Origin of the sequence: Actinokineospora pegani (genome assembly GCF_009745975.1) — a bacterium.
GTDB lineage: Bacteria > Actinomycetota > Actinomycetes > Mycobacteriales > Pseudonocardiaceae > Actinokineospora > Actinokineospora pegani.
Map to the genome: position 1 here is coordinate 155,175 of NZ_WHOL01000117.1, position 23,205 is coordinate 178,379.

Genomic DNA, 23,205 nt, shown 5'->3' on the forward strand with positions numbered 1-23,205 from the left:
GCGGGTACCCGTCCCCCGCGCATGGCGAGTCCCCCCACGGCTTTCGGACTGTACCCCGATAGGGCGAAAGTGGCACCTGTCCTCGTTACTCGTGGACACCGGATTCAGCCGACGCTCCAGCGGAGAGGGTGCCCGTGATAACGGTCACCGCCTGCCCGCGCAGCCGCACCCGGTCCCCGTCGACGGTCAGCCGCAGCCGTCCGCCGCGTGCTGAGAGTTGGTCAGCGACCAGCTCGGACTTGCCGGTCTCCGCCGCCCAGTAGGTGGCCAGCGAGCAGTGCGCCGATCCGGTGACGGGGTCCTCGTCGATGCCGTGGGCGGGGTAGAAGCAGCGGCTGCCGAAGTCGGCGCCGTCACCCCCCTCGGCGGTGACGATCACCCCTCTGGCGGACAGGCGTGCCAACTCTGCGAGATCGGGCCGCACGGCGCGCACCTGCCCCAGGTCGGCGACGCGGACCAGGTAGTCGTCGCGGCCGCGCCTGGCCTCGACGACGGTCACGCCGGGCAGCGCAGCCGCCAGCTCGGTGCGCACCTCGATGGGCGCGGTCTCGTCGGCGGGGAAGTCCATCTCGATCCACCCGTCGGCCTCGGTGGTGGTGAGCACCCCGCTGCGGGTGTCGAACCGCCGCTCGCCGCCCAGCACGTGCGCGGCGGCGAGGGTGGCGTGCCCGCACAGGTCGACCTCGGCGCGCGGGGTGAACCAGCGCAACGGCAGCGGCCCGTCCCCGCCCACCACGACGAACGCGGTCTCCGACAGGTTCACCTCGGCGGCGACGGCCTGCATCCACCCCGCCCCGGCAGGCCGGTCGAGCACGACGACAGCCGCCGGGTTCCCCCGGAACGGGGTGTCGGTGAAGCTGTCGACGAAGGTGATCTCCACGGTGCTCTCCTCTGCTCCGGTGCCCCGCCCCACTCTGCACGCCTTGCGCTTGGATGTCCCGGTGACCGAGTTCGATGTGGACGCGCTGGTGGCCGTGGCGGACGCGCACGCGGACCGGCTGGCCGCGCTCGACCCGCTGCTGCCCCCGCCCCCGCCGCTGGCCCCCGGCGCGGGCAGGCTCATCACCACCCCCGACGGCGCCGCGATCGCCTGGCGCCAGGACTCGCCCGCGGGCACGGCCGCCCGCACCTGGGACGCGGCGGTGCGGCACAACCTGGAGGTCCGCCTCGCGGGCCACGACCGCGCCACCACCCTCGGCGCCCTGCTCGACTCCTGGTTCGACCTGCTCTCCGGCGCCGTCACCCCCGGCGACCCCGACTGCGCCGCCGTGGTCGAACTCCCCTCCCGCGACACCGAGGCGGTGCTGGCGCTGCTGCACCGCGGCTTCGCCCCCGTCAGCACCCTGGCCATCAGGACCGCGGGCAAGCCAGGCCCGCCCCCCGCCACCGGGCTCGACATCCGCCCGGCCACCACGGCCGACCTGGACACCCTGGTCCACCTCAACCTGGAGGTGGTCCACTACGACGCCCCCTTCGGCAAGATCACCCCGCGCGAGGACACCGAAGAGGCCCTCCGCAACCAGGTCTCCTTCCTGCTGACCCAACCCGGCCCCCCGGTCTGGATCGCCGAGGACGCGGGCCACCCCCTCGGCTACGCCCACGTGCAACTCCACCCCGTGTCCTCCTGGACCACCCGCTACACCTCGGCCCCCAACCCCGCCTACCTCTCCAGCCTCGGCGTGACCACCACCCACCGCGGCGCAGGCATAGGCACCACCCTGGCCCACCACGTCCACACCACCCTCGACTCCCAGGGCGTTGGCGTGACCCTGCTCCACCACGCCCTCCCCAACCCCAGGTCAACGCCGTTCTGGTACTCCCACGGCTACCGCCCCCTCTGGACCACCTGGCAACGCCGCCCCATCCGCCGCTAACGGCCACGACCGCGGCATCAATCGATCACCCAGAACACCGATCGCGGACTCACAGCCACGCGCCCCAATCCTCAACCCCCACCGCGCACAACCACCCACACCAACCCCCACCCGCCCCGCAACAAACCCCGCCACACCTCTGGGGGCGTCCCGAAGCCCATTCTACCGGCCCAAACCCCGCCACCCCCCAAAGTCGATCATGCCTGTGGACAACTCCGAAACGATCCCCAGGCACCCCGAGGGTTCCCCCCGCAAAGCGATCTTGGGCCGGTTCGATCTCACATACGGTCGACCTTCTCGAGGGTGGCTCAGCGCCGGCCGTGGGAGGTCGATGGTGCCAGCCGCCGCCTCGACCAGCGGACATCCCGGGTTCACGACGCTGATCAAGGCGTTGCCTCCGGTGCGAAACCAGGCAGGCGCGGGCCGACCGGCCTAAGCCCGCTCCTGCAACACCAGCTCAACCCCCAGGAACCGCCCCAACTCCCCCACCTCAGCCCGCAACAACGCCCCCACTCCCCGAGGCAAGATCGCGAACGGCGCCACCTGCACCACCCCGCCCTCCATCCCCCAGGTCCCCACAGTCCCCCCGTCGACCACCACCAGCGGCTGCACGACCCCCTCCTGCTCGACCCGCTCCTCAAAGCCGGACGGCACCACGAACACCCGCGACCCGTACCCCAGCAAGTATGCGTCCGAAGGCCCCAGCAGCCGCACAGTCCGCGCAGGCTCCGGCGGGGCAGCGGGCGGGTACTGCCGACCGAACGCCGACTTGGCCTTGCCCGTCGGCAGCCCGGACCAGGCCGCGAAGTCCTCCCAGGTCGCGGGCCCGTAGCCGGCCAGGTAGCGCGAGGCCAACCGGTCCAGCAGCACCGCCTCCTCCTCCACGCACGTCTCCGCGCGGGCGAAGGTCGGCTCGCCGCCCACGTCGGCGACGCGGACGATCTGGCCGGTCAGCGCCGTGAACACCACGAGCTGGGCGAACGCGCGCGTGTCGTCCAGGGCCATCCCCGACTCGGCCAGGTCGGCGAGCAGCTCGGCGCGGGTGCGCGGCACGACGCAGCTCTCGGCGAGGACCTTGGCGCCGTGTGCGACGCGCGTGTCGTCGAGGCCGAGCGCGTGCCTGCGGTCGCGCAGGTCGGCGGCGGCGCGCGGGCCGAGCAGGGCCACCAGCCACGCCGCGTCCGCCGCGGCGACGACGTGCAGCGCACCGCGCATCGCCCAGGTGCGGACCAGCGCGCCGGAGGTCAGGGCGTCGTCGACGTCGCCGAGGACCAGGCCGTCGGTGCGCGCGCGGATGGCCAGGGCGGCGGCGAACGGGTCGCGGGCGGGCTGGCCGACGATGCGGCGCACCGCGTCGACCGGCGAACCGGGGCGCTGACCGGCGAGGCCCTGGGACACACTGCGGGAGACCAGGTCCATGGCGGCACGGTAGCGCGCGGGGGGATTTCCCGAGCGCGCGGCAACCTTCCCGCGCCGACCGCCATCTAGGTGGGTGAGGCAGGAGGTGGTGGCGTGCGGGGCGGTGACCCCGACTTCGACGAGTTCGTCCGGGAGCGGCACGACCAACTGCTGCGCTACGCCGTCATGCTCACCGGACGCCGGGTCGACGCGGAAGAGATCGTCCAGGAGGCGCTGATGCGCTGCCTGGCCCGGTGGCGGCTCGTCCGCCCCGACAACAAGATCGCCTATGCGCGCAAGGCGGTCTACCACGAGTTCCTGCGCACCGTGCGGAACAAGCCGCCGGTGCCGGTGGACGAGCTGGGCGAGCACGTGGACGTGGCGGACTTCACCGGGTCCGTCGTGGCGCACTCGCACGTCCTCCAGATGTTGCAGCAGCTGCCCGCGCGGCAGCGGGCCGCGGTGGTGTGCCGGGTGTTCGGCGACATGACCGAGGCGCAGGCGGCCAAGGCGCTGGGCTGCTCGGTCGGCACGGTGAAGTCGCTGACCAGCAGGGGTCTGGCCAAGATCAGGAGTTTGTGGGTGGCCGAGGAGGCCGCCGCGCCGGGGAGGAGGGGGCCCAAGTGACCGGAGACAGCGACGACGACGTGCTTGCCCGGCTGCGGTACGAGCTGGGCGCGGTGGACGTGCACAGCCACCCCGCCCACGTGGACTCCCTGCTGGCCGGACTGCACCAGCGGCGCGGCGAGCAGCGCAAGCAGCGGCGCACGGTCGCGTTCGTGGTCGCGGCCGCGCTGACCGTGGTGGCCACGACCTTCTCGCTGTGGCCGAGCACCGGCGACGGGCACGTCCCGGTCGCGGTGGCCTCGATCGCGGACTGGGGGGTGCGCGGGCAGTTGGCAGGCGACGACGCCCTGATCGAGCGCGCGCGGCAGGCCTGGTCGGTCGGCGGGTCGGTGCGCGCGGTCTACGCGGGCAGCTCCCCGCCCAGCGTCGCGCCGCTGGCGGTGGTCGTGCTGGTCGCGATCGACGCCTCGGGCGCGACGACGGTCGGCTTCGTGACCAGCCCGGTGGGCGGCGTCGGCGAGTCGCCGGACACCAGCACCCTGGTCCTGCGGGCCACCGGCCCGGTCCAGCGCGGGCAGCGGGCGGTGGGGTTCGTCTCGGCGACCCCGCTGGCAGGCGACGAGCCGATCACGGGCGGCGGCTCGATCGGGTTCGCCCTGGCCGAACCGGGGGTCGAGTGGATCACGCTGGACAACTCCGCCACCGACAGCCAGGTCCCCACCCCGCGCGTCGAGCCGGGCGTGACCTGGAACGTGTTCGCCGATGGCGCGGGCGCCTGGGACACGGTCGCCACGTTCGACAACCAGGACGTCGTCCTGGCCTCGGGGGTCGACGACCCGGTGGTCACCGAGGTCGTCCCGTCCCGGTCGGCCCTGCGGCTGATCGTCCCCGGCACGGCCGGGGACTACGTGGCCACCCCGGACGGCGTCATCGGCGTGATCACCGCGGACGGGTCGGTCGACACCGATCTGACGGGCCGGGAGGTCGAGATCCGCCACATGGGCGGCGTCACCGGGACCCTGGGCAAGCAGGGCTCGGTGCTGACCTTCGAACCCGCCTCGTCGCGCAAGCCATTCCCGGGCAACCGGGTCTCGCTCGCCGACGCCCCGTTCCCGCTGACCGTCGGCTTCATCGACTCGACCGACCCCTGGACCATCCGCCAAGCCGCGTCGAGCACCCAGCCGGGCCCGCTGCTGCGCATCAGCGCGGGCACCCCCTGAGCCGCGGGGGCGGGGCGGAGCGCGCCGCCCCGTCCCCCGGACAACTCACAACGGCGAGGTCCACCCGCTGCCCCAGACCCGGGCACCGTGGTTCCAGTCCTTGGTGATCCGGAAGTAGTGCTCGTGCCCCGCGATCAGGCCGTTCCAGCAGTACCCGTAGTACCCGCCGTTGAGCGGGTACCTGGCGACCTGCCCCCGGCGCGTGTCCGTGCCGTAGGCGTCCCACATCTCAACCTTCACCTCCCGCAGGAAGTACACGGGGTCGGTGCTCCCACCCCCGCGCAGCGAGACGCACGCCCGCCCGGCCACCGGCCAGAACGTCCGCGACACCAGCGAACTGGTGAAGTCGTAGCTGAACGTGAACGGCAGGTAGGACGCCTGAATCCCGACCTGCCCCGACGGCCGGTCCTGCCGCGTGTCAGGCAGCAGGTCAACCTCCACCGCCCCCACCGGCGGCCCACTCCTTGGCGTGGCCCGCACCTCCTTGCGCACCGACCTGTCGGCCGCGCCATCGATCTGCGCACTCGCGGTCCCCGCACTCGTCCCCCCGAGCACAACCAGGGCCGCGACGACGCCCCCAACCCGTTTTCTCCACTCCACAGCGACAATCCCCTGTCGTCATCACCGGACACTCCAGACCGGAAACTAGCCAGTACCCGCCCTGAAGACGTCCCTCCTGCGAGTGACCATCTGCAAGATGCTGCGAAAGCAGTCCCCGCGCTACCACAAAGAGATCAACGCACCCCGCGCGTTCGCCAGCGGCACGCGAGAGTGCTGACTTTCGAACAATCGCCGACATTCTTTCCGTTGCCCGCCCACACCACCCGCCCCGGTCGGGGCTCGCCACCGAGCGGGCCGGACACCCTGCGGAAGAGTTTCCAACAAACCACCATCAGCGGTACTCACAAATAAGGAAGCGCAATGAGTCGCCGAGCACTAATCAGAAAGAGCACTCGCGCACCGACCACCCAGGAAAGATTCGAATCCAGCAGCCCGACGTCCGCACGAGGCACGCGGCCTGGGCAGGTGGGAAACTGGAGGCATGAGCGAACAGCGGACGCTGACCGCGGCAGTGCACCAGGAAGAGGACTGGTTCATCGCCCAGTGCCTCGAGGTCGACATCGCCAGCCAGGCCAGTCAATCCAGGAAGCTCCAGCCAACCTCCGCGAAGCCGTCGAACTCTACTTCTCCGAGGTTCCCAAGGCGGAGGTCACCACCACCCCACTGGTCACCTCGTTCCAGATCCCATACAGCGCCGCGTGAGTCCAGATCATCCGCGCGCTGGAGACAATTGCAGTGGGCGGACTCCTGGGGAGCACCAGCAGAAGCGCGGGGGTTCTCGCGTTGTCCAAGCCCACAGTTGACTCGGGCCCCAACAAGAGAAACGGCCTCGAGTGCTGTTCGCACCCAAGGCCGTCCACCAAGACCAGCATCCGGTCTTGTCTTCTGTTGTATCCGCAGGTCAGACCTGCTGGTGGCGGGTAGAGGATTCGAACCTCTGAAGCTTTCGCGACGGATTTACAGTCCGCTCCCATTGGCCGCTCGGGCAACCCGCCGGGTGTCCAGCGCTGTGGACGTGGGAGACCATACCGAATGGGTCTGGCGGCGCGCCAACGGGTACCCCACTGGTGGGGGGCGGCGGCGGTAGCATCCTCGGCGACCAGCAGGCAGACCTGAGCCGGAGGTGCAGTACACGTGGCGGATCCGTCGTTCGACGTGGTGAGCAAGGTTGATCGGCAGGAGGTCGACAACGCGCTTCGCCAGGCGGCCAAGGAGCTGTCCACCAGGTTCGACTTCCGGGGGACCGAGGCGAAGGTGGAGTGGACCGGCGACGAGTCCATCCTCATCTCGGCGGAGACCGAGGAGCGCTGCCTGGCCGCGCTGGAGGTCTTCAAGGAGAAGCTGGTGAAGCGGAGCGTCTCGCAGAAGGCGTTCGACCACGGCGAGCCCGCGGTGTCGGGCAAGGTCTACAAGCTCACCGGCACCCTGGTGCAGGGCATCACCACCGACAAGGCCAAGGAGATCGCCAAGAAGATCCGCGACGAGGGGCCCAAGGGCGTCCAGGCCCAGATCCAGGGCGACCAACTGCGCGTCTCGGGCAAGAAGAAGGACCTCTTGCAGGACGTCATCGCCCTGCTCAAGGGCGCGGACTTCGGCATCGCGCTGCAGTTCACGAACTACCGCTGACCCAGCTCGGGGGACGCGCCCGCCGTGCGGTGTGGCGCGCCCCGGGGCCGCTTCAGCCGCCGGCCGGGGTGGTTCCGCGTCCCGGTAGCCTCTGGACGGTCACAGATCGGCTACGACGGGAGCGGCTTGATGAAGGGCATCGTCCTCGCGGGGGGAAGCGGCACCAGGCTGCACCCGATCACCCAGGCGGTGTCCAAGCAGCTGCTGCCCGTCTACGACAAGCCGATGGTCTACTACCCGATCTCGGTGCTGATGCTGGCCGGGATCAGGGAGATCCTGATCATCTCGACCCCGACGGACCTCCCGCTGTTCAAGCGGTTGCTGGGGGACGGGTCGCAGTTCGGGGTGGAGTTCGCCTACGCCGAGCAGGCCGAGCCCAACGGGCTGGCCGAGGCGTTCATCATCGGTGAGCCGTTCATCGGCGATGACGACGTGGCGCTCGTGCTGGGGGACAACATCTTCTTCGGGATGGGCTTCTCCGGTCTGCTGCGGGCCAACACCTCCGACGTGGACGGCGCGGTGCTGTTCGGCTACCAGGTCAAGGACCCCGAGCGCTACGGCGTTGGCGAGGTCGGGCCGGACGGGATGCTGGTCTCCATCGAGGAGAAGCCCGCCAAGCCCAAGTCCAACCGGGCCATCACCGGCCTCTACTTCTACGACAACGACGTGGTCGGCATCGCCAAGAACCTGACCCCGTCGCCGCGCGGCGAGCTCGAGATCACCGACGTCAACCTGGAGTACCTGCGGCGCGGCAAGGCCCGGCTGCTGGAACTGGGGCGCGGCTTCGCGTGGTTGGACACCGGCACGCACGACTCGCTGCTGGAGGCGGGGCAGTTCGTGCAGACGCTGGAGCACCGGACCGGGGTGCGGGTGGCGTGCCTGGAAGAGGTCGCCATGGACCGGGGGTTCATCAGCCCGGACCAGGCCTATGCGCTGGGCGCCAAGCTGGCGAAGTCGGGGTACGGGCAGTACATCCAGTCCCTGGCCGTGGCGGCGGGCGCTAGTTCGAGCTGAACGGTGGGGTGATCTGTTCCCACGTGGGATCGACCTCCGTGAGCCACCTCCTAAACTTCGGGATCAGGTTCTTCGGCCAGTTCTGCGACCAGACCCGCAGAACAAGAGCACCCAGTTCGGCGATCGCCTTCTTTGATGCAAAAGACTCCCCCGACGGTGGTTCCGGGGGCACGAGCCAGAGGTCTCCCAGCGCCAGTTGGGCAAGCACTCCTCTAGCGACCGCATTCCACTCACCAGGTTCTACGAATTCATCGTGCTGGTGCCACCGTTGGTTGAGCACCTCCATCCCGGCGCGAAGTCTGTTCAAGCGCACGATGTTGCCTTGCAGCACGGCGGTGTTGATGTCGTCGTCTCGGACGGTGGCTTGCCAGTAGTCGAGCGCTGTGGAGACTTTGTGCGACTCGCGCTTGAGGAAGCCGGTGATCGAGCGGAAGCCCTCGACGTCCAGGCCTGCCGACCACAGGTCCACCTGCGCGCGCCACGAGCCGTCGTCGGGGAGGTCGATCGGCCCGATGATCCCGCGCAGCAGGTACAGGTTCAGCGAGTGTGCCGCCAAGAAGCGGACGATGTTGGGTGGCAGGGGGCGGTACTCCGGACGCGGCACCACCGACCGCCGGGTGGCGATCAGTTTGTCCAGCACAGCCGAGATGTCCGCGCGCTCGTCAGCCGGTAGCCGACTGAGCATCTCGAAGAGGAATTCGACCACCGGGGCCTGAATGGTCAACGGCTGGAACCCGAACAGCGCGGCGAGGAGCTCGTCGTCGGGGTCTCGTTCCCGTCTGCCGCCGAAGGCGGAATCGGCCACGTCCCGAAGGGTCTCCACGACGAAGGACGCCACCAAGTACTCGCCGAAGGTGGCGTGCAGGAATTCGTAGCCCCGCTGCGCCACCTCCACGGTCGCCTCGGGCGCGTGGATGAAGAAGAACTCGCCGAGGACCCGAACACCCGGCGGGACTGTCCGGCCGAGGGCGGCGAGGTCCTTGGCCAGGTCGTCCTCAGTGATCATTTGGGTGCCGCGGTTGAACATTCCCATCGCCGCCACCGAGAGGCGGTCGAGCTGGGTCCGGACCGCTTCCTTGGCCTCCCCGTCCGACAGGGGGCGGCCAGCTTGCTTGGTGACCTCGCGGCGGGCGTAGGTGGCGAAAAGGCTCTCGTACAGCTCAGCCAGCGTGAGGTCGCCTGCGAGTTCCACCTGGGGGTCGGTGAAGTAGAGGGTCAGCATGAGCAGCAACAACGGCTGCTGCGCCAGATCGTCGTGTTGCAGCGCTTGGGCCAAGGGCATCTCGCGGACGTTGGCGTTGTTCCACGCCCGCACCCATTCCTCGATCTGCACGGCGTCGAACGGTTCGAGCTTGACCACGGGCGTGCCCTCGGGCAGGCGCACGCGGTCGGCGACCAGCGTCCGGGAGGTGACCACGACGGCGACCGGTCGGCCCAGGACGGCCTCGGTGCGCTGGAACTCGGCGACCTCGGCGAGGTAGCGGCTGCGGTCGTGGGTGGTGGCTTGCAGCAGCTCGTCGAGGCCGTCGAGCAGGATCACCCGGACCGAGGAAGCGCTCTGGTCGGCCAAGTCGTCCCACGGGATGGCGCGGTTGGAGATCAGCGACAGCGCGGCCTGGACCTGCTCGGTGATCGTGGCGTTGGCCTCGACGCGGCGCAGCGGCACGCGGACGACGGTGTAGGTGTCCGCCGGGAGGCGGGCGGCCAGGACCTTCATGAGCAGGGACTTCCCGGCGCCGGGGTGGCCGAGCAGGAGAAGTGGGCGCGCTGTGGACTCGCCGCCGGAGAAGTGGCGGGCCAGGGCCAGGTCCAGGTCGGTGCTCACCGGGACCTCGTTGTGCCACCAGGTGTCGTCGGCGATGCGGTGGTCGCGGGTGGCGGCGGTCGTGTGGCGGAAGCGGGGGGTGATGAAGATGTCGGCGACGTCGGGGAACACCGTGTCGGAGCCGAAGCCGTCGGTGTCGACGTCGATCACCCGGCGGGTGAGTTCGGCTCGGTTGATGGCGGCGAGGCGGGTGCGGAGGTCTCGGGTGGCGGCGGGGACGGGGGTGGTGAGCAGGGTTTCCAAGCGGGCCAGGGCGGAGCGGGTGGCGGCGTGCTCGGTGAGGTCGGACCAGACCTTGAACTCGGGCACCGTGGCGGCGAGGGACTGGAAGCTGGTGCGGTAGGTGCCCTCGACCAGGGCGAGGACCTGCGAGTCGCCTGCCAGGGGCCGGAAGTCGCCCGCGAGGCCGTCCAGGAACGCGTCGACGGGCACCAGGGCTGCGCCCGCCCACTCCCGGACGGCGGCGACGTTCTCGTGGAACCCCCGGGACAGCGCCGGCGCGGGCACCTCCGCGCCGTACAGGGCGCGGACGACCGACTCCCCCGAGCGCTCCCAGCTACCGGTGACGATCCCCAGCTTCTCCGTGTCGCTGAAGTCGACACCCGGGTACGCCCTGTCGATCGTGTCGAACAGCGCGGACACGACGATGGCGGTGTGCGCGGCGAGGACCAGCTCGTGCCGGTCCAGTCCGCCGGTGCGGGTCAGCCGCTGGGACACCGAGCCCACCGCCGAGCGCAGCAGCCCGGTCGCCTCGTTCTTCTGGTCGACCAGCTCGAACAGCCCGCTGACCGGCGGCACCCCGACCGAGGCCAGCACCACCCCGCCCAGCAGCGCGTTCAGCCGGTCCAGCCACGGGCGGTCGTGCACGCCCAGGATCTGCAGGGCGCCGCGGAAGGTGATCGCCGGGTCACGTCGCACGGCGCTCAGGTTAGGCGATGACCGTCAGGCGGTGATCACAGCTCCGGGAGGGCCATCCGCTCCAGGCGGGCGATGCGGTCGGCCAGGGGCGGGTGGGTGCTGAACGCCTTGGACAGGCCGTCGCCGGGGCGGAAGGGGTTGGCGATCATCAGGTGCGACTGGCTGACGAGGGCGGGTTCGGGGGCCAGGGGGGCGGCCTGGGTGCCCAGGCCGAGCTTGCGCAGGGCGCTGGCCAGGCCCTCCGGGTCGCCGGTGAGGCGGGCTGCGGACTCGTCGGCCTGGTACTCGCGGGAGCGGCTGACGGCCATCTGGACGATGACGCCCGCGATGGGGCCGAGGATGGCGACCAGCAGCAGGCCCAGGGGGTTGCTGTCCTCGTCGTCGCCGCCGAACAGGCCGGTGAAGAAGGCGATGTTGGCGAGCATGCTCACGACGGTGGCGAGGGCTCCCGCGACGGAGCTGATGAGGATGTCCCGGTTGTGGACGTGTGCGAGCTCGTGGGCCAGGACGCCGCGGAGTTCGCGCTCGTCGAGCAGGTCCAGCAGGCCGGTGGTGCAGCAGATGGCGGCGGTGCGGGGGCCGCGGCCGGTGGCGAAGGCGTTGGGCGCCTGGGTGGGGCTGATGTACAGGCGCGGCACCGGCTGGCGGGCGGCGGTGGCCAGCTCGCGGACGATGCGGTAGAGCGCGGGCTGCTCGGCCTGGGAGACGGGCCGGGCGCGCATCGAGCGCAGGGCGAGCTTGTCGGAGTTGAAGAACGCGTAGCCGTTCACGACGACCGCGACGCCGATGCCGATCAGCAGGGCGGTGCGTCCGAACAGCGAGCTGACCAGCAGGACCAGGGCGGTGAGGCCGCCGAGCAGGAGCGCGGTCTTGACCCCGTTGGCATGGCGGTGCACGGGCGCTCCTCCCGGTGTGAAGTCGTTGTTTCGTTCCGCAGGGTCCAACGAGGCCCACGACCGAGAAGTTCCAACCGGACGGTAGGTCAGTTGCCGCTCTCACCGAGTCGCCAGTACGTGGTGGGCCGCACCTGCTTGCGCGGGAAACCCCTGTCCTCCAACAGGTGCGCGCGCACGTCGACCATGGCCGAGCGCTCCCCCGCGAGCCACACCTCCGGGGTCCCGGGGGGCAGTTCGGCGGCCCGGATCGCGTCGACGAGAACGGTGCTCTCGCCCGCGGGCGCGTCGCGGTGCAACCAGGTGACCCCGGGCAGGTCCTGCTCCTCCTCCGGCCCGGCGACCTCGACGAACGCGACGACGGGGGCGCGCACCGCGGCCATGATGTTGGCGATGGCGGGCAGCGCCGTCTCGTCCCCGGCGAGCAGGTACCAGTCGGCGTCCGGGTCGGGCTGGTAGGCGGGCGAGGGCCCGACGAAGATCATCATGTCGCCGACGGCCACCCGGGACGCCCAGGCCGAGGCCGGGCCGATGTCGCCGTGCAGGACGAAGTCGAAGTCGACCTCGTTCGTCTCCGGGTCGTGCCGCCGGATCGTGTACGTCCTGGTCAGCGGCCGGACCTGGGACCACAGGCCGCGCGCGCCGTCGAGCGTCAGCGGCTCGGGCAGCTCGGTGCCCTCCGGGTACAGGTAGAGCATCACGTTCTGGTCGGTCCCGGCGCCCGCGAGCACGGCCAGCGACTCGTCGCGGACGGTGATCCTGGCCAGGTTCGGCGTCACCCGCTCGACGCGCGTCACCGGCAGGTGCCAGAGGCGGGTCTCCTGACGGCGGGAGCGGCGGCGGGTCGAGGGCTCGGGCGGTCGAGCGCCCGCCGGGTTGTCAGTCATCGGGTTGTCAGTCATCGGGTTGTCAGTCATCGCAGCACATCCTCACCCGGTCGGCGGGCCCGTTCCAAACCGGTCCCCAGGTACTGTTCGTTCGAACGAACAGGAGGCTCCCATGACGACGGCACCAGACCTGCGCTTCGCAGGCCTCGCGGCAACGGCGCAATCGCTTGCCACCGGCTCGACCAGCGCGGTTGCCCTGGTCGAGCGGGTCATGGCCGACATCGAGGACACCCAGCCGACGCTCAACGCCTTCCGCGTCGTGCGCGCCGCGCGGGCCAGGGAGGAGGCCGCGCGGGCCGACGAACGGCTCGCCGCGGGCGAGCGGCTGCCGCTGCTCGGCGTCCCGGTCGCGATCAAGGACGACGTCGACGTCGAGGGCGAGCCCACGGCCTTCGGCTGCGCGGGCGAATTCGCGCCCGCCACCGCCGACTGCGAGCTGGTGCGGCTGCTCAAGGCCGCGGGCGCGGTGATCGTCGGCAAGACGAACACCCCCGAGTTCGGCCAGTGGCCGATCACCGAGGGCGCGGCGTTCGGGACCACCCGCAACCCGTGGCGGCTCGACCACTCCCCCGGCGGCTCGTCCGGCGGGTCGGCGGCGGCGGTCGCGGCCGGGATCGTGCCCGCCGCGGTGGGCTCGGACGGCGCCGGGTCGGTGCGCATCCCGGCGTCGTGGACGAACCTGGTCGGCATCAAGCCGCAGCGCGGGCGGTTGTCGCCGCTGCCGGAGGAGGAGCTGTTCAACGGCATCACCACCAGCGGCGCCCTGGCTCGCACCGTCGGCGACGCGGCACTGCTGCTCGACGTGCTGGCCGACACCGGCACCCGCCACACCGAGGCCGCCGCCCGCCAGCCCGGCAGGCTGCGGATCGCGCTGTCGCTGCGCCCGGCGTTCACCGGGTTCCCGGTCGCCCTCGACCCGGAGGTCAGGGCGGCGGTCGTGCGGCTGGCCCGCGTGCTGCGGGAGCTGGGGCACGAGATCGTGCTCGCCGAGCCCGCCTACGGCCTGATCGGCCTGAACTTCCTGCCCCGCTCCCTGGGCGGTCTCAACGACTGGCACGGCCGCGTCCCCGACCCGCTGCTGCTCGACCCGCGCACCCAGGACAACGGGCGGATGGGCGGGCGCCTGCGCGGCCGGGCGCTGGCTGCCGCGCACGCCACCCTGGGGGTGTTCCACCGGCGGGTCGGGCGGATCTTCGACCGGGTCGACGTCGTGCTGACGCCGACCACAGCCCAACCGCCGCTGCCCGTCGGCGCGATCGACGGGCTCACCGGCTGGCAGACCGACCGGCGCATCATCCAGGCGTGCCCGTACTCGTGGCCGTGGAACGTGCTGGGCTGGCCGGGCGTGAGCGTGCCCGCCGGGCTCACCGAGGAGTGGCTGCCGGTGGGCGCGCAACTCCTGGGACCGGCTGACAGCGAGCCGTTGCTGCTATCGCTGGCCGCGGAGCTCGAGAGCGTGGAGCGCTGGCATGAGCGGACGCCGCCCCGTGCGTGAGCGAATCCTGCGCGCGGTGCTGCGCGTCATCGGCGCGTCCGGCGTGGCCGGGGTGACCAACCGGCGCATCGCGGCCGAGGCCGGGGTGTCGCTGGGGTCGATCACCTACCACTTCGCGACGCAGACCGAGCTGCTGCGCGAGGCGTTGCTGCTGTTCGTGCGCGAGGAGACCACCCGGTTGACGGAGTTCTCGCGGCAGCGGCGCGGGCCGGTCTCGGTGGAGCAGGCGGCCGCACTGGTGGAGCAGGTGGTGGAGAGCACCGCCTTCGGGCGCGAGGAGATCGCGCCGCTGGAGCTCTACATCCAGGCGGGCCGCGACCCGTCGCTGCGGGACGCGGCCACCGAGTGCTTCGCCGCCTACGACGAGCTCGCGCGCTCGGTGCTGCGCGGGCTGGGCGTGGCGGAGCCCGCGCGGCTGGCCGGGCCGGTCGTGGCGCTGGTGGCGGGCACGCAACTGCGCCGCCTGGCCACCGGCGCCTCGGGGTCGACCGGGATCGCCGAGGCGCTGACCCTGCTGGTCAGGCCTGGCTAGCGCTGGTGAACGCGGGGGTCTGCATCGCCTTGACGGCGTGCGTGACCTCGGGCTGCTCCGGCTGGTCGGCGCCGGGCGCGCTCTGGAAGACCGGGACCGGCGGGGTCTGGCGGCCGTCGGGGCCTGTCGTGTTCTCGTTCAAGGGTGTCGTTCCTCCTGGAGTGCCCGCGGGGGGCATCAATCGCTCGACATCTCGAGATCGCGGGCGGCTGTGCCGGTATTTCCCTGTCCGGCCGTACGCCACACCACGGTCGCCGTGATGTCGATCACTGTCTGGGGCGGGCACTGTGGGGTGTCCGCTGTCCTCTGGATCGCCGTGCGCGTTGGAGACGCGGGTGACCTGGATTTCGAGGACTTCGCTGCTCGCCCTGCTGGATCACCTTGACCCGCGGGGCGCCACGCTTGTTGATGGGCGGCGAGGTCGTGCGCTCGTTGTCGCGCTGCGGGGCCTCTTGTGTCTTACGCCCGTGGTGCCAGCTTACCCGCATAAGCCCGACAGCAACCTCTGCGACGCCGCCGTTGAGCAATTCCAGCACGGCGTTGGCTTGGAACGCCAGGTGTTTCTTGGTTATTTCATGATGAGTTTGTCCGTGGGTGGTGTGTACACGGACGGGTTAAGGGGGGTTTTGAGTGGGGGGAGGGGGTACTTGGAGGGTGAGTGGCCTGGGAGCAGACGGGAGACCTGCTCTCAGGCCACTGCTGCGTGGGGGGCTGGGCGGGTGGTCAGGCGGGGGTCAGGCGCGGAGTTCGAGGGTGCAGCACTTGGGGCCGCCGCCGGATTTGCGGAGCTCGCTGACGGCTACTGGGTGGGGGGTGTAGCCGTGGGCCTCTAGTTCGGCGCGGAGGTGGGTGGCTTCCAGGGGGAGGACCACGTTTAGGCCGTCCGATACCGCGTTGAGGCCCAGGCAGGCTGCGTCGGTCTCGGTGGCGATGATGGCGTCTGGGTACAGCGCCGCCAGGACTTGTTGGGTGCCGTGGGAGAAGGCGGCGGGGTAGTAGGCGATGTGGGCTCGGCGGGTCGGTGAGGCTTCCGACAGGACTACCAGGGCCACGTCCAGGTGGTAGTACGACGGGTTGATGAGGGAGAGGGAGACGACTGGAACGCCCAGAGTCTCCTGGGCCTCGGGGTGGGCTGCGGGGTCTGTGCGGAAGCCGCTTCCCGCCAGCAGGAGGTCGCCGGTCCAGACCAGGTCGCCCTCGGCCTCGTTGGTGGCGGTGGGCATGGTGATGTCGGGGTAGCCGTGGGTGTGGAACCAGCGGCGGTAGTGGTCGGCCTCGGGGGCGCGTTGGGGGGCGCGGAAGCGGGCGCCGAGGACTCGGCCCGCGACGACGGTGCCGGAGTTGGCGGCGAAGACCATGTCGGGGAGGCCGGGGACCGGGTCTATGCGGTGGACCTCGTGGCCCAGGGACTCGTAGGTGGCCACCAGTGCGCGCCACTGGCTCAGGGCCAGGTCGCGGTCCATGGGGGCGTCGGGGTCCATCCAGGGGTTGATGGAGTACTCGATGGCGAAGTGGGCGGGCTCGCACATCAGGTAGCGGCGGGCCGTCGGGACCCGCTCGACGGCGCGGGGCACGGCGAGGGTGGCGGTGCTCGCTGATGGCGTCATGATTCGCAATCTAGGGAGGCTTTGACCCCTGTTCAATGTCGCTTCCATGCCCGATGACCGGCATTATGTTGCGTGTGGACAGCATAGATCAGCGAATCATTTCGCGGCTGGTCGCCGACGCGCGGTCGAGTTACGCGGAGATCGGCAAGGCGGTGTCGCTGTCGGCGCCCGCGGTCAAGCGGCGGGTGGACCGGCTGTTGGAGAACGGGGTGCTCAAGGGGTTCACGGCGGTGGTCGACCCGGAGGCGCTCGGGTGGGGCACCGAGGCGTTCGTCGAGGTGCACTGCCAGGGCAACGTCTCCCCCGACCGGATCCGCCAGCGGTTGGAGCCGCTGCCGGAGGTCGTGGCCGCCTACACCGTCTCCGGGTCCGCCGACGCGATCGTGCACCTGCGGGCGGCGAGCATCCACCACCTCGAGGAGGCCCTGGAGCGGCTGCGGGCGGTCGACATGATCTCGCGGACGGTCTCGACCGTGGTGCTTTCCACACTGCTCGACAGGCCCACGGCGCCTGAACCCAACTAAGTTCCTCGGCATGAGCACGGACAACGCGGTTCTGCTGGCCAAGCGCGACGGGGTGGCCGTCCTGACCCTCAACGACCCGGAGCGGCGCAACGCGCTCACGCTGGCAAGTTCGCGGCAACTCGCGGCGCACGTGCGCGACTGCGAGGACGATCCCGAGGTCTCGGCGATCGTGGTCACGGGCGCTCCCCCGGCGTTCTGCGCGGGCGCCGACCTGACGGTGCTCGGCGAGTCCAAGGCCGAGGGACTGCGCGGCATCTACGCCGGGTTCCTCGCCGTCGCCAACTCGACGCTGCCGACCATCGCGGCCGTGGGCGGGGCGGCGGTCGGGGCGGGGCTCAACCTCGCGCTGGCCGCCGACGTGCGGCTCTCCGGGCCGCGCGCCCGCTACGACGCCCGTTTCCTGCAGCTCGGCATCCACCCCGGCGGCGGCATGACCTGGATGCTGCAGCGGCTGGTCGGCCCGCAGGCGGCCACGGCGATGACGCTGTTCAAGCACGTCCCCGACGCCGAGGAGGCCAGGCGGATCGGGCTGTCGTTCCAGACCGTCGACGGCGACCACGACGCGCTCGTCGAAGCCGCGGTCGCGCTGGCCGCCCCCGCGGCGGCGGGTCCGCGCGAGCTGGTGAAGACAATCAAGCGGACGCTGCGGGCCACCCACCGGATGCCCGAGCACGCCGAGGCCGTCGAGGCGGAGCTGGAGGTGCAGGTCGAGTCCATGGGCACCCCGGAGTTCGCGGCGCTGCTGGCGAGCATGAAGGCGCGCATCTCAAGCTCGGCTTAAGACCGGCGTTGGTCGATCGCCAAGCGCGCCGCGGGAGACTCATTCACAGAACGAGAACGAGTGTCCACGATACGGGATTGCCGTAACCAACGGTTACAGTGAACTAGCCCCTATAACCCACCGGGTGGGGCCGCCCGGGTAGCGACCGCTGTGATCTACGGCGCACTGAGCGGGGGGTGATCCCGGCCATGCCTACCGTGGAAGCAGCGGAGAGCGCCTGATGAGCGGTCTTGACCGGGTGGAGGACTACTCTGCCGATGTGTTGCGGCGCGCCGTTTCCTGGCGCGGGAGAGAGGGAACGGCGGCTGATGAGCACTAGCGTGGACGGCAACGGCGCCACCGGCGGCGTCACCAAACTGGACCGGGTGGTGATCCGCTTCGCGGGAGACTCGGGCGATGGCATGCAGCTCACCGGGGACCGGTTCACCTCGGAGGCGGCTGCCTTCGGCAACGACCTGTCGACGATGCCGAACTTCCCCGCCGAGATCCGGGCCCCCCAGGGCACGATCCCCGGCGTGTCGAGCTTCCAGGTGCACTTCGCCGACTACGACATCCTCACTCCCGGCGACCGCCCCGACGTGCTGGTGGCGATGAACCCGGCGGCGCTCAAGGCCAACATCGGCGACCTGCCCGCGGGCGGCACGCTGATCGTCAACACCGACGAGTTCGTCAAGCGCAACCTGACCAAGGTCGGCTACGACGGCAGCCCGCTCGACGACGACTCGCTCGAGGCCTACCAGGTGCACCCGGTGGCGATGGCCTCGATCACCCAGGAGGCGCTGGCCGAGACCGGCCTGGGCAAGAAGGACGCCGAGCGCTGCAAGAACATGTTCGCCCTGGGCCTGCTGTCGTGGATGTACCACCGGCCCACCGAGGGGACCGAGCGGTTCCTGCGGGAGAAGTTCGCCAAGAAGCCCGACATCGCCGAGGCCAACGTGCTGGCCTTCCGCGCGGGCTACTACTACGGCGAGACCACCGAGTCCTTCGCGACGACCTACCAGGTCGCCCCGGCGAAGCTGGCCCCCGGCACCTACCGCCAGATCACCGGCAACACCGCGCTGGCGTACGGGATCGTGGCCGCCTCGCAGCAGTCGAAGCTGCCGGTGCTGCTGGGCACCTACCCGATCACCCCGGCCTCGGACATCCTGCACGAGCTGAGCAAGTACAAGCAGTTCGGCATCCTGACCTTCCAGGCCGAGGACGAGATCGCGGGCATCTGCGCGGCGCTGGGCGCCAGCTACGGCGGCGCGCTCGGCGTGACCTCGACCTCGGGCCCCGGCGTGGCGCTCAAGTCCGAGGCCATCGGCTTGGGCGTGATGACCGAGCTGCCGCTGCTCGTCATCGACGTGCAGCGCGGCGGGCCCTCGACCGGCCTGCCGACCAAGACCGAGCAGGCCGACCTGCTGCAGGCGATGTTCGGCCGCAACGGCGAGTCGCCGGTGCCGATCGTGGCCCCGCAGTCCCCGGCGGACTGCTTCGCCGCGGCGGTGGAGGCCACGCACATCGCGCTCAAGTACCGCACGCCGGTGATGCTGCTGTCCGACGGCGCGATCGCCAACGGCTCCGAGCCGTGGCTGGTGCCCGACGTCGAGGACCTGGCGGACCTCACCGTCGAGTTCGCCGCGGAGCCCAACGCCACCGACGGCTCCGGCGAGTTCTGGCCCTACCTGCGCGACCCGGAGACCCTGGCGCGCGCCTGGGCCATCCCCGGCACCGCCGGGCTGCAGCACCGCATCGGCGGCCTGGAGAAGGCCGACGGCACCGGCAACATCTCCTACGAGCCGGCCAACCACGACAAGATGGTCCGGCTGCGCCAGGCCAAGGTCGACGGCGTCGAGGTCCCCGACCTCGCCGTGGACGACCCCTCCGGCAAGGCCCGGGTGCTGGTGCTGGGCTGGGGCTCGTCCTTCGGCCCGATCGGCGCGGCGTGCAGGCGGGTGCGCAAGCAGGGCCACGCCATCGCGCAGGCGCACCTGCGCAACCTCAACCCGTTCCCGAAGAACCTGGGCGAGGTGCTCGCGGGCTACGACAAGGTCGTGGTGCCGGAGATGAACCTCGGGCAGCTCGCGATGCTGCTGCGCGCCAGGTACCTGGTGGACGTCATCAGCCACACCAAGGTGGCGGGTCTGCCGTTCATGGCCGAAGAACTCCAGGACGTCCTGACCGGCGTTGTGAAAGGTGTCGACGCTTAAATGACTGCCATTGATCTGGGTCTGCCCGCTCTCGGTGGCCTCGCGGGCGTTCCGACCACCGACGAGCCGCAGAAGGCCAAGGACTACAAGTCCGACCAGGAGGTGCGCTGGTGCCCGGGGTGCGGCGACTACGTCGTGCTCAACGCGGTCCAGTCGTTCCTGCCGTCGCTGGGGCTCAAGCGCGAGAACATCGTGTTCGTGTCCGGGATCGGGTGCTCGTCCCGCTTCCCGTACTACATGAACACCTACGGCATGCACTCGATCCACGGGCGCGCGACGGCCATCGCCACCGGTCTGGCCACCGCCCGCGAGGACCTGTCGGTGTGGGTGGTGACCGGTGACGGCGACGCGCTGTCCATCGGCGGCAACCACCTCATCCACACGCTGCGCCGCAACGTGAACCTCAAGATCCTGCTGTTCAACAACCGGATCTATGGGCTGACCAAGGGCCAGTACTCGCCCACCTCGGAGACCGGCAAGGTCACCAAGTCGACCCCGATGGGCTCGCTGGACAACCCGTTCAACCCGGTCTCGCTGGCCCTGGGCGCGGAGGCCACCTTCGTCGGCCGGGCCCTCGACTCCGACCGCAAGGGCCTGACCGAGGTGCTGCGCCAGGCCGCCGAGCACCGCGGCACCGCGCTGGTGGAGATCTACCAGAACTGCCCGATCTTCAACGACGGCGCGTTCGACGTGCTCAAGGACGCCGACGAGGCGGCCAGCAGGCTGATCCCGCTCGAGCACGGCAAGCCCATCGTGTTCGGCAAGGACGGCGAGTACGGCGTGGTCCGCTCCGGCTTCGGCTCGCTGTCGGTGGCCAAGGTCGCCGACGTCGGCGAGGACGCCGTGGTGGTGCACGACGCGCACAACGACGACCCGTCCTACAGCTTCGCGCTGTCGCGGCTGTCGACCCAGGACCTCACCCACACCATCACCGGTGTGTTCCGCTCGGTCGCCAGGCCCACCTACGACGACGCCGCGCGCGCCCAGGTGGCGGCCGCGGTGGAGCAGAAGGCGCCGAACCTGCAGTCGCTGCTGCGCGGCAAGGACACCTGGACCGTCGCCGCCGACTGACGCCCCGCGACCCAGGAGGGCCCCGCACTCGCGCTGAGTGCGGGGCCTTCCCGCGTCAGCGGGCTCAGAGCACGTCGTCGAGGGTGCCGGAGATGGTCACGGTGGTGCTGGGGGCGCGCAGGACCGGGATCTCCGTGGTCGGGGTGTTGTCGACCCACGCGCCGTCGTCCGAGCGGGGTGCCTGGAGGGCGGGGGCGGGGTGCTGCCGCGGCCGGAGCAGCGCCAGCAGGGCGCCGAGCGCCAAGAGGATCAGCATGATCAGGACCGGTCGCCGCACGGGTTGGGCCTCCTCGGCACAGCGGGCGCAGCGGACCGTCCGACGCCCGCGACTGTGACTACCAGTTCGGTGGGTGGTTCGCCAGCAGGCTCACGGGAGCGGTCGGAAACCGACCCGTTCGGCGTCGTCGACCGAGCGGAACCAGACCTCGGCGACCGTGCGGTCGAACTTCGGCGACTCCGGGGAGCAGTAGCGCAGGGCGGTCACGCTGGCCTTGATCGTGAACTCGCCCGATGGCGGGCGCCCGCCCGGCAGCGGCATGGCCGACCCGGGGCCGAAGGGGCCGGGCGGGACGAACGGGTCCACGCCGCCGACCCCGGTGGTGTGCGGGGCCCTGCCACTGCGGCGGCGCTGGGGGGCGGCGGCCACGGCGGCGGCGACGGGCTCCTTGGCGGGCTGGTGGTCGACCGGGACGATCGGCTCGAACAGCGACCGCTCCCGGCCGCCCTGCGCGTCGTCGGGCTCCGGCGGGATCTCCGCCACCACAGCGGCGGGCAGCGGGTGCTCCTTGCCGTCCAGCGCGCCGGTCTGGACGCCGAACGGGACCCGGGTGCGCGGCTTGGCCGGGGTGCGCTTGGGCAGCGGGCCGCCGGGGCGCTGCGGCTCCGGGGCCGTGTACGAGGCGGAGGAGTTCTGCGGCAGCGTCGAGTCCGCGACGGGCTCGGGCTCCGGCTGGGTCTCGGTCTCCGGCTGGGCGAACACCGTCTTCTCGGCGGCGGGCGCGGTCCGCGGCGCGCGCTTGGGCAGCGGCGGGGTCGGCTCGGGCCGCGGCTCGTCGACCACGCGCGGGACGATGCTGGTCTCCGCGGCGGCGTCCCCGCCCAGCAGCGGGGCGGCGAGGCGGTGGCCGCGGTCGGTGGGCAGCACCTCGTCGAGGTCCTGGTCCAGGTCGTCGTCACCGTCGAGGTCGTCGACCAGGGCTTCGTCGTCGAGGTCGTCGTCGACCGGGTCCTCGACGGCGGCGACCGGCTCGGGCTCGTCGGGCTGCGACCCCAGGATGCGGCGGCGGGGCAGCGGCTTGTCGTGCGCGGACCGCTCCGGCTCGCGCAGGTCGTCCGGCTGCAGGAAGTCGTCCGACGCCTCGGGGTGGTCGACGGCGCCGGGCTCGGGCTGCTGCTCGCGGGACTCGTCGAGCGAGTCGATCAGCGCGGCCGGGATGCGGTCGGTGTGCTGGGTGAAGACGGTGCCGCCCGCGCCGTCGACGTCGAGCGTGCCGTCGATGCGGTCGTCGTCCGGGCGCTCGTCGTCGACCCCGGCGGCGGGGCGCGGCCCGCCGTCGCGACCGGCGAACCAGTCGTCGCGGTCGGCCTCGAGGCCGTGCTCGCCGCGCGGGCGGTCGTCCTCGTCGTCGACGGCGTCGTGGGGGGCCGGGACGTCACGGGCGCCCGCCAGGTCGGCGAGGTCGCCGAAGTGGGCGAGGTCGCCGCGGTCGCGGTCGTACTCGTCGTCCTGGGCCGGGTGGTCGTCGCGCGCGGCGGGGAGGAACGTCGTGGCCTCGGCGGCCCCGGGGGCCTGCGCGGCCTGCTGGCGCTCGGGCTCGTCGAACAGGTCGCCGGGGGTGCGGTCGTAGTCGTCGCGGTCCCGGTCGTCCCGGTCGTCCCGGTCGTCCCGGTCGGCGCGGTGGTGGTCGTCGAACTCGTCGCGGCCGTAGCCGTCCTGGTCGCGGTCGTCGCGCCCGTGGCTGTCGCGGTCGTGCTCGTCGGCGAAGGCGGTCGGAGTCGCGACCTCGCCGACCTCGTCCAGCGCCTGCTTGCGGCGGAGGTCGGCGAGCTTGTCGGTGAGGACGGCTTCGCGCTTGCGAGCCGGGTTGGCGATCAGGAGCCAGCACAGCAGGGCGCCAACGAGGAACCCGGCGAGGCTCCACACCCACACCTGCCCGAAGAACGGCATCGCCGACGTCTCCCTCCCGGCCCGCGCCTTCGATAGCGCGGTGAACGGTTGCC

At 71.3% G+C, this 23,205-nt stretch carries 21 protein-coding genes and 1 tRNA gene; 11 read left to right on the forward strand and 11 right to left on the reverse strand.

The annotated features are described in order from the left end of the window. Nucleotides 1-85: 85 nt before the first annotated feature. Nucleotides 86-880 (reverse strand): PhzF family phenazine biosynthesis protein, encoded by a 795-nt coding sequence (locus tag GCL84_RS24885; protein WP_235926672.1) that lies wholly within the window; start codon nucleotides 878-880, stop codon nucleotides 86-88. Nucleotides 881-941: 61 nt separating this feature from the next. Between GCL84_RS24885 and GCL84_RS30355 the strand changes: the two genes are divergently transcribed. After that, complete coding sequence (locus GCL84_RS30355; RefSeq protein ID WP_235926673.1) at nucleotides 942-1,874, forward strand: GNAT family N-acetyltransferase; 933 nt, start codon at nucleotides 942-944, stop codon at nucleotides 1,872-1,874. Between the two features lie 432 nt (nucleotides 1,875-2,306). On the opposite strand, the gene GCL84_RS24895 is transcribed toward GCL84_RS30355, so the two are convergent. Next, nucleotides 2,307-3,293 (reverse strand): DNA glycosylase AlkZ-like family protein, encoded by a 987-nt coding sequence (locus GCL84_RS24895; RefSeq protein ID WP_156757971.1) that lies wholly within the window; start codon nucleotides 3,291-3,293, stop codon nucleotides 2,307-2,309. 93 nt (nucleotides 3,294-3,386) lie between these two features. On the opposite strand from GCL84_RS24895, the gene GCL84_RS24900 reads away from it, so the two are divergent. Together GCL84_RS24900 and GCL84_RS24905 are read left to right on the forward strand one after the other, a co-directional pair. After that, complete coding sequence (locus GCL84_RS24900) at nucleotides 3,387-3,899, forward strand: SigE family RNA polymerase sigma factor (RefSeq protein WP_197523492.1); 513 nt, start codon at nucleotides 3,387-3,389, stop codon at nucleotides 3,897-3,899. Next, nucleotides 3,896-5,059 carry a hypothetical protein gene (locus GCL84_RS24905; RefSeq protein WP_156757973.1) on the forward strand — a complete coding sequence of 388 codons (1,164 nt, stop codon included), beginning with the start codon at nucleotides 3,896-3,898 and terminating at the stop codon, nucleotides 5,057-5,059. Before GCL84_RS24900 ends, GCL84_RS24905 begins: the two co-directional genes overlap by 4 nt. A gap of 45 nt (nucleotides 5,060-5,104) precedes the next feature. On the opposite strand, the gene GCL84_RS24910 is transcribed toward GCL84_RS24905, so the two are convergent. Together GCL84_RS24910 and GCL84_RS24915 are read right to left on the reverse strand one after the other, a co-directional pair. Continuing rightward, nucleotides 5,105-5,509, reverse strand: coding sequence for a hypothetical protein (locus GCL84_RS24910; protein ID WP_156757974.1), 405 nt, complete (start codon nucleotides 5,507-5,509; stop codon nucleotides 5,105-5,107). Between the two features lie 1,022 nt (nucleotides 5,510-6,531). Next, nucleotides 6,532-6,615, reverse strand: a tRNA-Tyr gene (locus GCL84_RS24915). Nucleotides 6,616-6,754: 139 nt separating this feature from the next. Between GCL84_RS24915 and GCL84_RS24920 the strand changes: the two genes are divergently transcribed. Beyond that, the gene (locus tag GCL84_RS24920; protein ID WP_156757975.1) at nucleotides 6,755-7,246 is read left to right on the forward strand and encodes a YajQ family cyclic di-GMP-binding protein; all 492 of its coding nucleotides are present in this window, start codon (nucleotides 6,755-6,757) and stop codon (nucleotides 7,244-7,246) included. 129 nt (nucleotides 7,247-7,375) lie between these two features. Further along, the gene (gene rfbA, locus GCL84_RS24925) at nucleotides 7,376-8,260 is read left to right on the forward strand and encodes a glucose-1-phosphate thymidylyltransferase RfbA (protein WP_156757976.1); all 885 of its coding nucleotides are present in this window, start codon (nucleotides 7,376-7,378) and stop codon (nucleotides 8,258-8,260) included. Here the strand turns inward: rfbA and GCL84_RS24930 are convergent. The 3 genes from GCL84_RS24930 to GCL84_RS24940 form a co-directional block, all read right to left on the reverse strand. Continuing rightward, nucleotides 8,247-11,003: an NACHT domain-containing protein gene (locus tag GCL84_RS24930; RefSeq protein ID WP_156757977.1), complete on the reverse strand. Its 2,757-nt coding sequence runs from the start codon at nucleotides 11,001-11,003 to the stop codon at nucleotides 8,247-8,249. The two genes, rfbA and GCL84_RS24930, sit on opposite strands and share 14 nt — an antisense overlap. 35 nt (nucleotides 11,004-11,038) lie before the next feature. Continuing rightward, the gene (htpX, locus tag GCL84_RS24935) at nucleotides 11,039-11,899 is read right to left on the reverse strand and encodes a zinc metalloprotease HtpX (RefSeq protein WP_156757978.1); all 861 of its coding nucleotides are present in this window, start codon (nucleotides 11,897-11,899) and stop codon (nucleotides 11,039-11,041) included. A gap of 86 nt (nucleotides 11,900-11,985) precedes the next feature. Then, nucleotides 11,986-12,813: a siderophore-interacting protein gene (locus tag GCL84_RS24940; RefSeq protein ID WP_156757979.1), complete on the reverse strand. Its 828-nt coding sequence runs from the start codon at nucleotides 12,811-12,813 to the stop codon at nucleotides 11,986-11,988. An 82-nt stretch (nucleotides 12,814-12,895) separates the two neighbouring features. On the opposite strand from GCL84_RS24940, the gene GCL84_RS24945 reads away from it, so the two are divergent. Continuing rightward, entirely contained in the window at nucleotides 12,896-14,278 is a 1,383-nt protein-coding gene (locus tag GCL84_RS24945) for an amidase (protein WP_156757980.1), read from the forward strand. Continuing rightward, nucleotides 14,253-14,810, forward strand: a complete 558-nt coding sequence (locus GCL84_RS24950; protein WP_156757981.1) for a TetR/AcrR family transcriptional regulator — start codon at nucleotides 14,253-14,255, stop codon at nucleotides 14,808-14,810. Before GCL84_RS24945 ends, GCL84_RS24950 begins: the two co-directional genes overlap by 26 nt. Here GCL84_RS24950 and GCL84_RS24955 read toward each other — a convergent pair. Then, nucleotides 14,797-14,952, reverse strand: coding sequence for a hypothetical protein (locus GCL84_RS24955; protein WP_156757982.1), 156 nt, complete (start codon nucleotides 14,950-14,952; stop codon nucleotides 14,797-14,799). The two genes, GCL84_RS24950 and GCL84_RS24955, sit on opposite strands and share 14 nt — an antisense overlap. A 592-nt stretch (nucleotides 14,953-15,544) precedes the next feature. Beyond that, nucleotides 15,545-16,417 carry a dimethylargininase gene (gene ddaH / locus GCL84_RS24960; RefSeq protein WP_156757983.1) on the reverse strand — a complete coding sequence of 291 codons (873 nt, stop codon included), beginning with the start codon at nucleotides 16,415-16,417 and terminating at the stop codon, nucleotides 15,545-15,547. 74 nt (nucleotides 16,418-16,491) lie between these two features. Here ddaH and GCL84_RS24965 point away from each other — a divergent pair, with 74 nt between their 5' ends. The 4 genes from GCL84_RS24965 (at nucleotide 16,492) to GCL84_RS24980 (ending at nucleotide 20,985) form a co-directional block, all read left to right on the forward strand. Beyond that, the gene (locus tag GCL84_RS24965) at nucleotides 16,492-16,941 is read left to right on the forward strand and encodes an Lrp/AsnC family transcriptional regulator (RefSeq protein WP_156757984.1); all 450 of its coding nucleotides are present in this window, start codon (nucleotides 16,492-16,494) and stop codon (nucleotides 16,939-16,941) included. Between the two features lie 10 nt (nucleotides 16,942-16,951). After that, the gene (locus tag GCL84_RS24970) at nucleotides 16,952-17,722 is read left to right on the forward strand and encodes an enoyl-CoA hydratase (RefSeq protein WP_156757985.1); all 771 of its coding nucleotides are present in this window, start codon (nucleotides 16,952-16,954) and stop codon (nucleotides 17,720-17,722) included. A 308-nt stretch (nucleotides 17,723-18,030) separates the two neighbouring features. After that, a complete protein-coding gene (locus GCL84_RS24975; RefSeq protein WP_156757986.1) occupies nucleotides 18,031-19,914 on the forward strand; it encodes a 2-oxoacid:acceptor oxidoreductase subunit alpha in 1,884 nt (627 codons plus the stop codon). Beyond that, nucleotides 19,915-20,985, forward strand: a complete 1,071-nt coding sequence (locus GCL84_RS24980; RefSeq protein ID WP_156757987.1) for a 2-oxoacid:ferredoxin oxidoreductase subunit beta — start codon at nucleotides 19,915-19,917, stop codon at nucleotides 20,983-20,985. 64 nt (nucleotides 20,986-21,049) lie between these two features. Here GCL84_RS24980 and GCL84_RS24985 read toward each other — a convergent pair whose 3' ends face one another. Both GCL84_RS24985 and GCL84_RS30360 read right to left on the reverse strand, forming a co-directional pair. Beyond that, a complete protein-coding gene (locus GCL84_RS24985) occupies nucleotides 21,050-21,262 on the reverse strand; it encodes a hypothetical protein (protein ID WP_156757988.1) in 213 nt (70 codons plus the stop codon). A 90-nt stretch (nucleotides 21,263-21,352) separates the two neighbouring features. Beyond that, nucleotides 21,353-23,152, reverse strand: coding sequence for a sunset domain-containing protein (locus tag GCL84_RS30360; RefSeq protein ID WP_235926675.1), 1,800 nt, complete (start codon nucleotides 23,150-23,152; stop codon nucleotides 21,353-21,355). Between the last annotated feature and the right edge of the window lie 53 nt (nucleotides 23,153-23,205).

Excerpts from the sequence above, each read along its gene's own strand:
- GCL84_RS24970 (WP_156757985.1), top strand. The coding sequence starts at position 16,952 with ATGAGCACGGACAACGCGGTTCTGCTGGCCAAGCGCGACGGGGTGGCC.
- GCL84_RS24950 (WP_156757981.1), top strand. The coding sequence starts at position 14,253 with ATGAGCGGACGCCGCCCCGTGCGTGAGCGAATCCTGCGCGCGGTGCTG.
- GCL84_RS30360 (WP_235926675.1), bottom strand. The coding sequence starts at position 23,152 with ATGCCGTTCTTCGGGCAGGTGTGGGTGTGGAGCCTCGCCGGGTTCCTC.
- rfbA (WP_156757976.1), top strand. The coding sequence starts at position 7,376 with ATGAAGGGCATCGTCCTCGCGGGGGGAAGCGGCACCAGGCTGCACCCG.
- GCL84_RS24980 (WP_156757987.1), top strand. The coding sequence starts at position 19,915 with ATGACTGCCATTGATCTGGGTCTGCCCGCTCTCGGTGGCCTCGCGGGC.
- GCL84_RS24945 (WP_156757980.1), top strand. The coding sequence starts at position 12,896 with ATGACGACGGCACCAGACCTGCGCTTCGCAGGCCTCGCGGCAACGGCG.
- GCL84_RS24975 (WP_156757986.1), top strand. The coding sequence starts at position 18,031 with ATGAGCACTAGCGTGGACGGCAACGGCGCCACCGGCGGCGTCACCAAA.
- GCL84_RS24895 (WP_156757971.1), bottom strand. The coding sequence starts at position 3,293 with ATGGACCTGGTCTCCCGCAGTGTGTCCCAGGGCCTCGCCGGTCAGCGC.
- GCL84_RS24940 (WP_156757979.1), bottom strand. The coding sequence starts at position 12,813 with ATGACTGACAACCCGATGACTGACAACCCGATGACTGACAACCCGGCG.
- ddaH (WP_156757983.1), bottom strand. The coding sequence starts at position 16,417 with ATGACGCCATCAGCGAGCACCGCCACCCTCGCCGTGCCCCGCGCCGTC.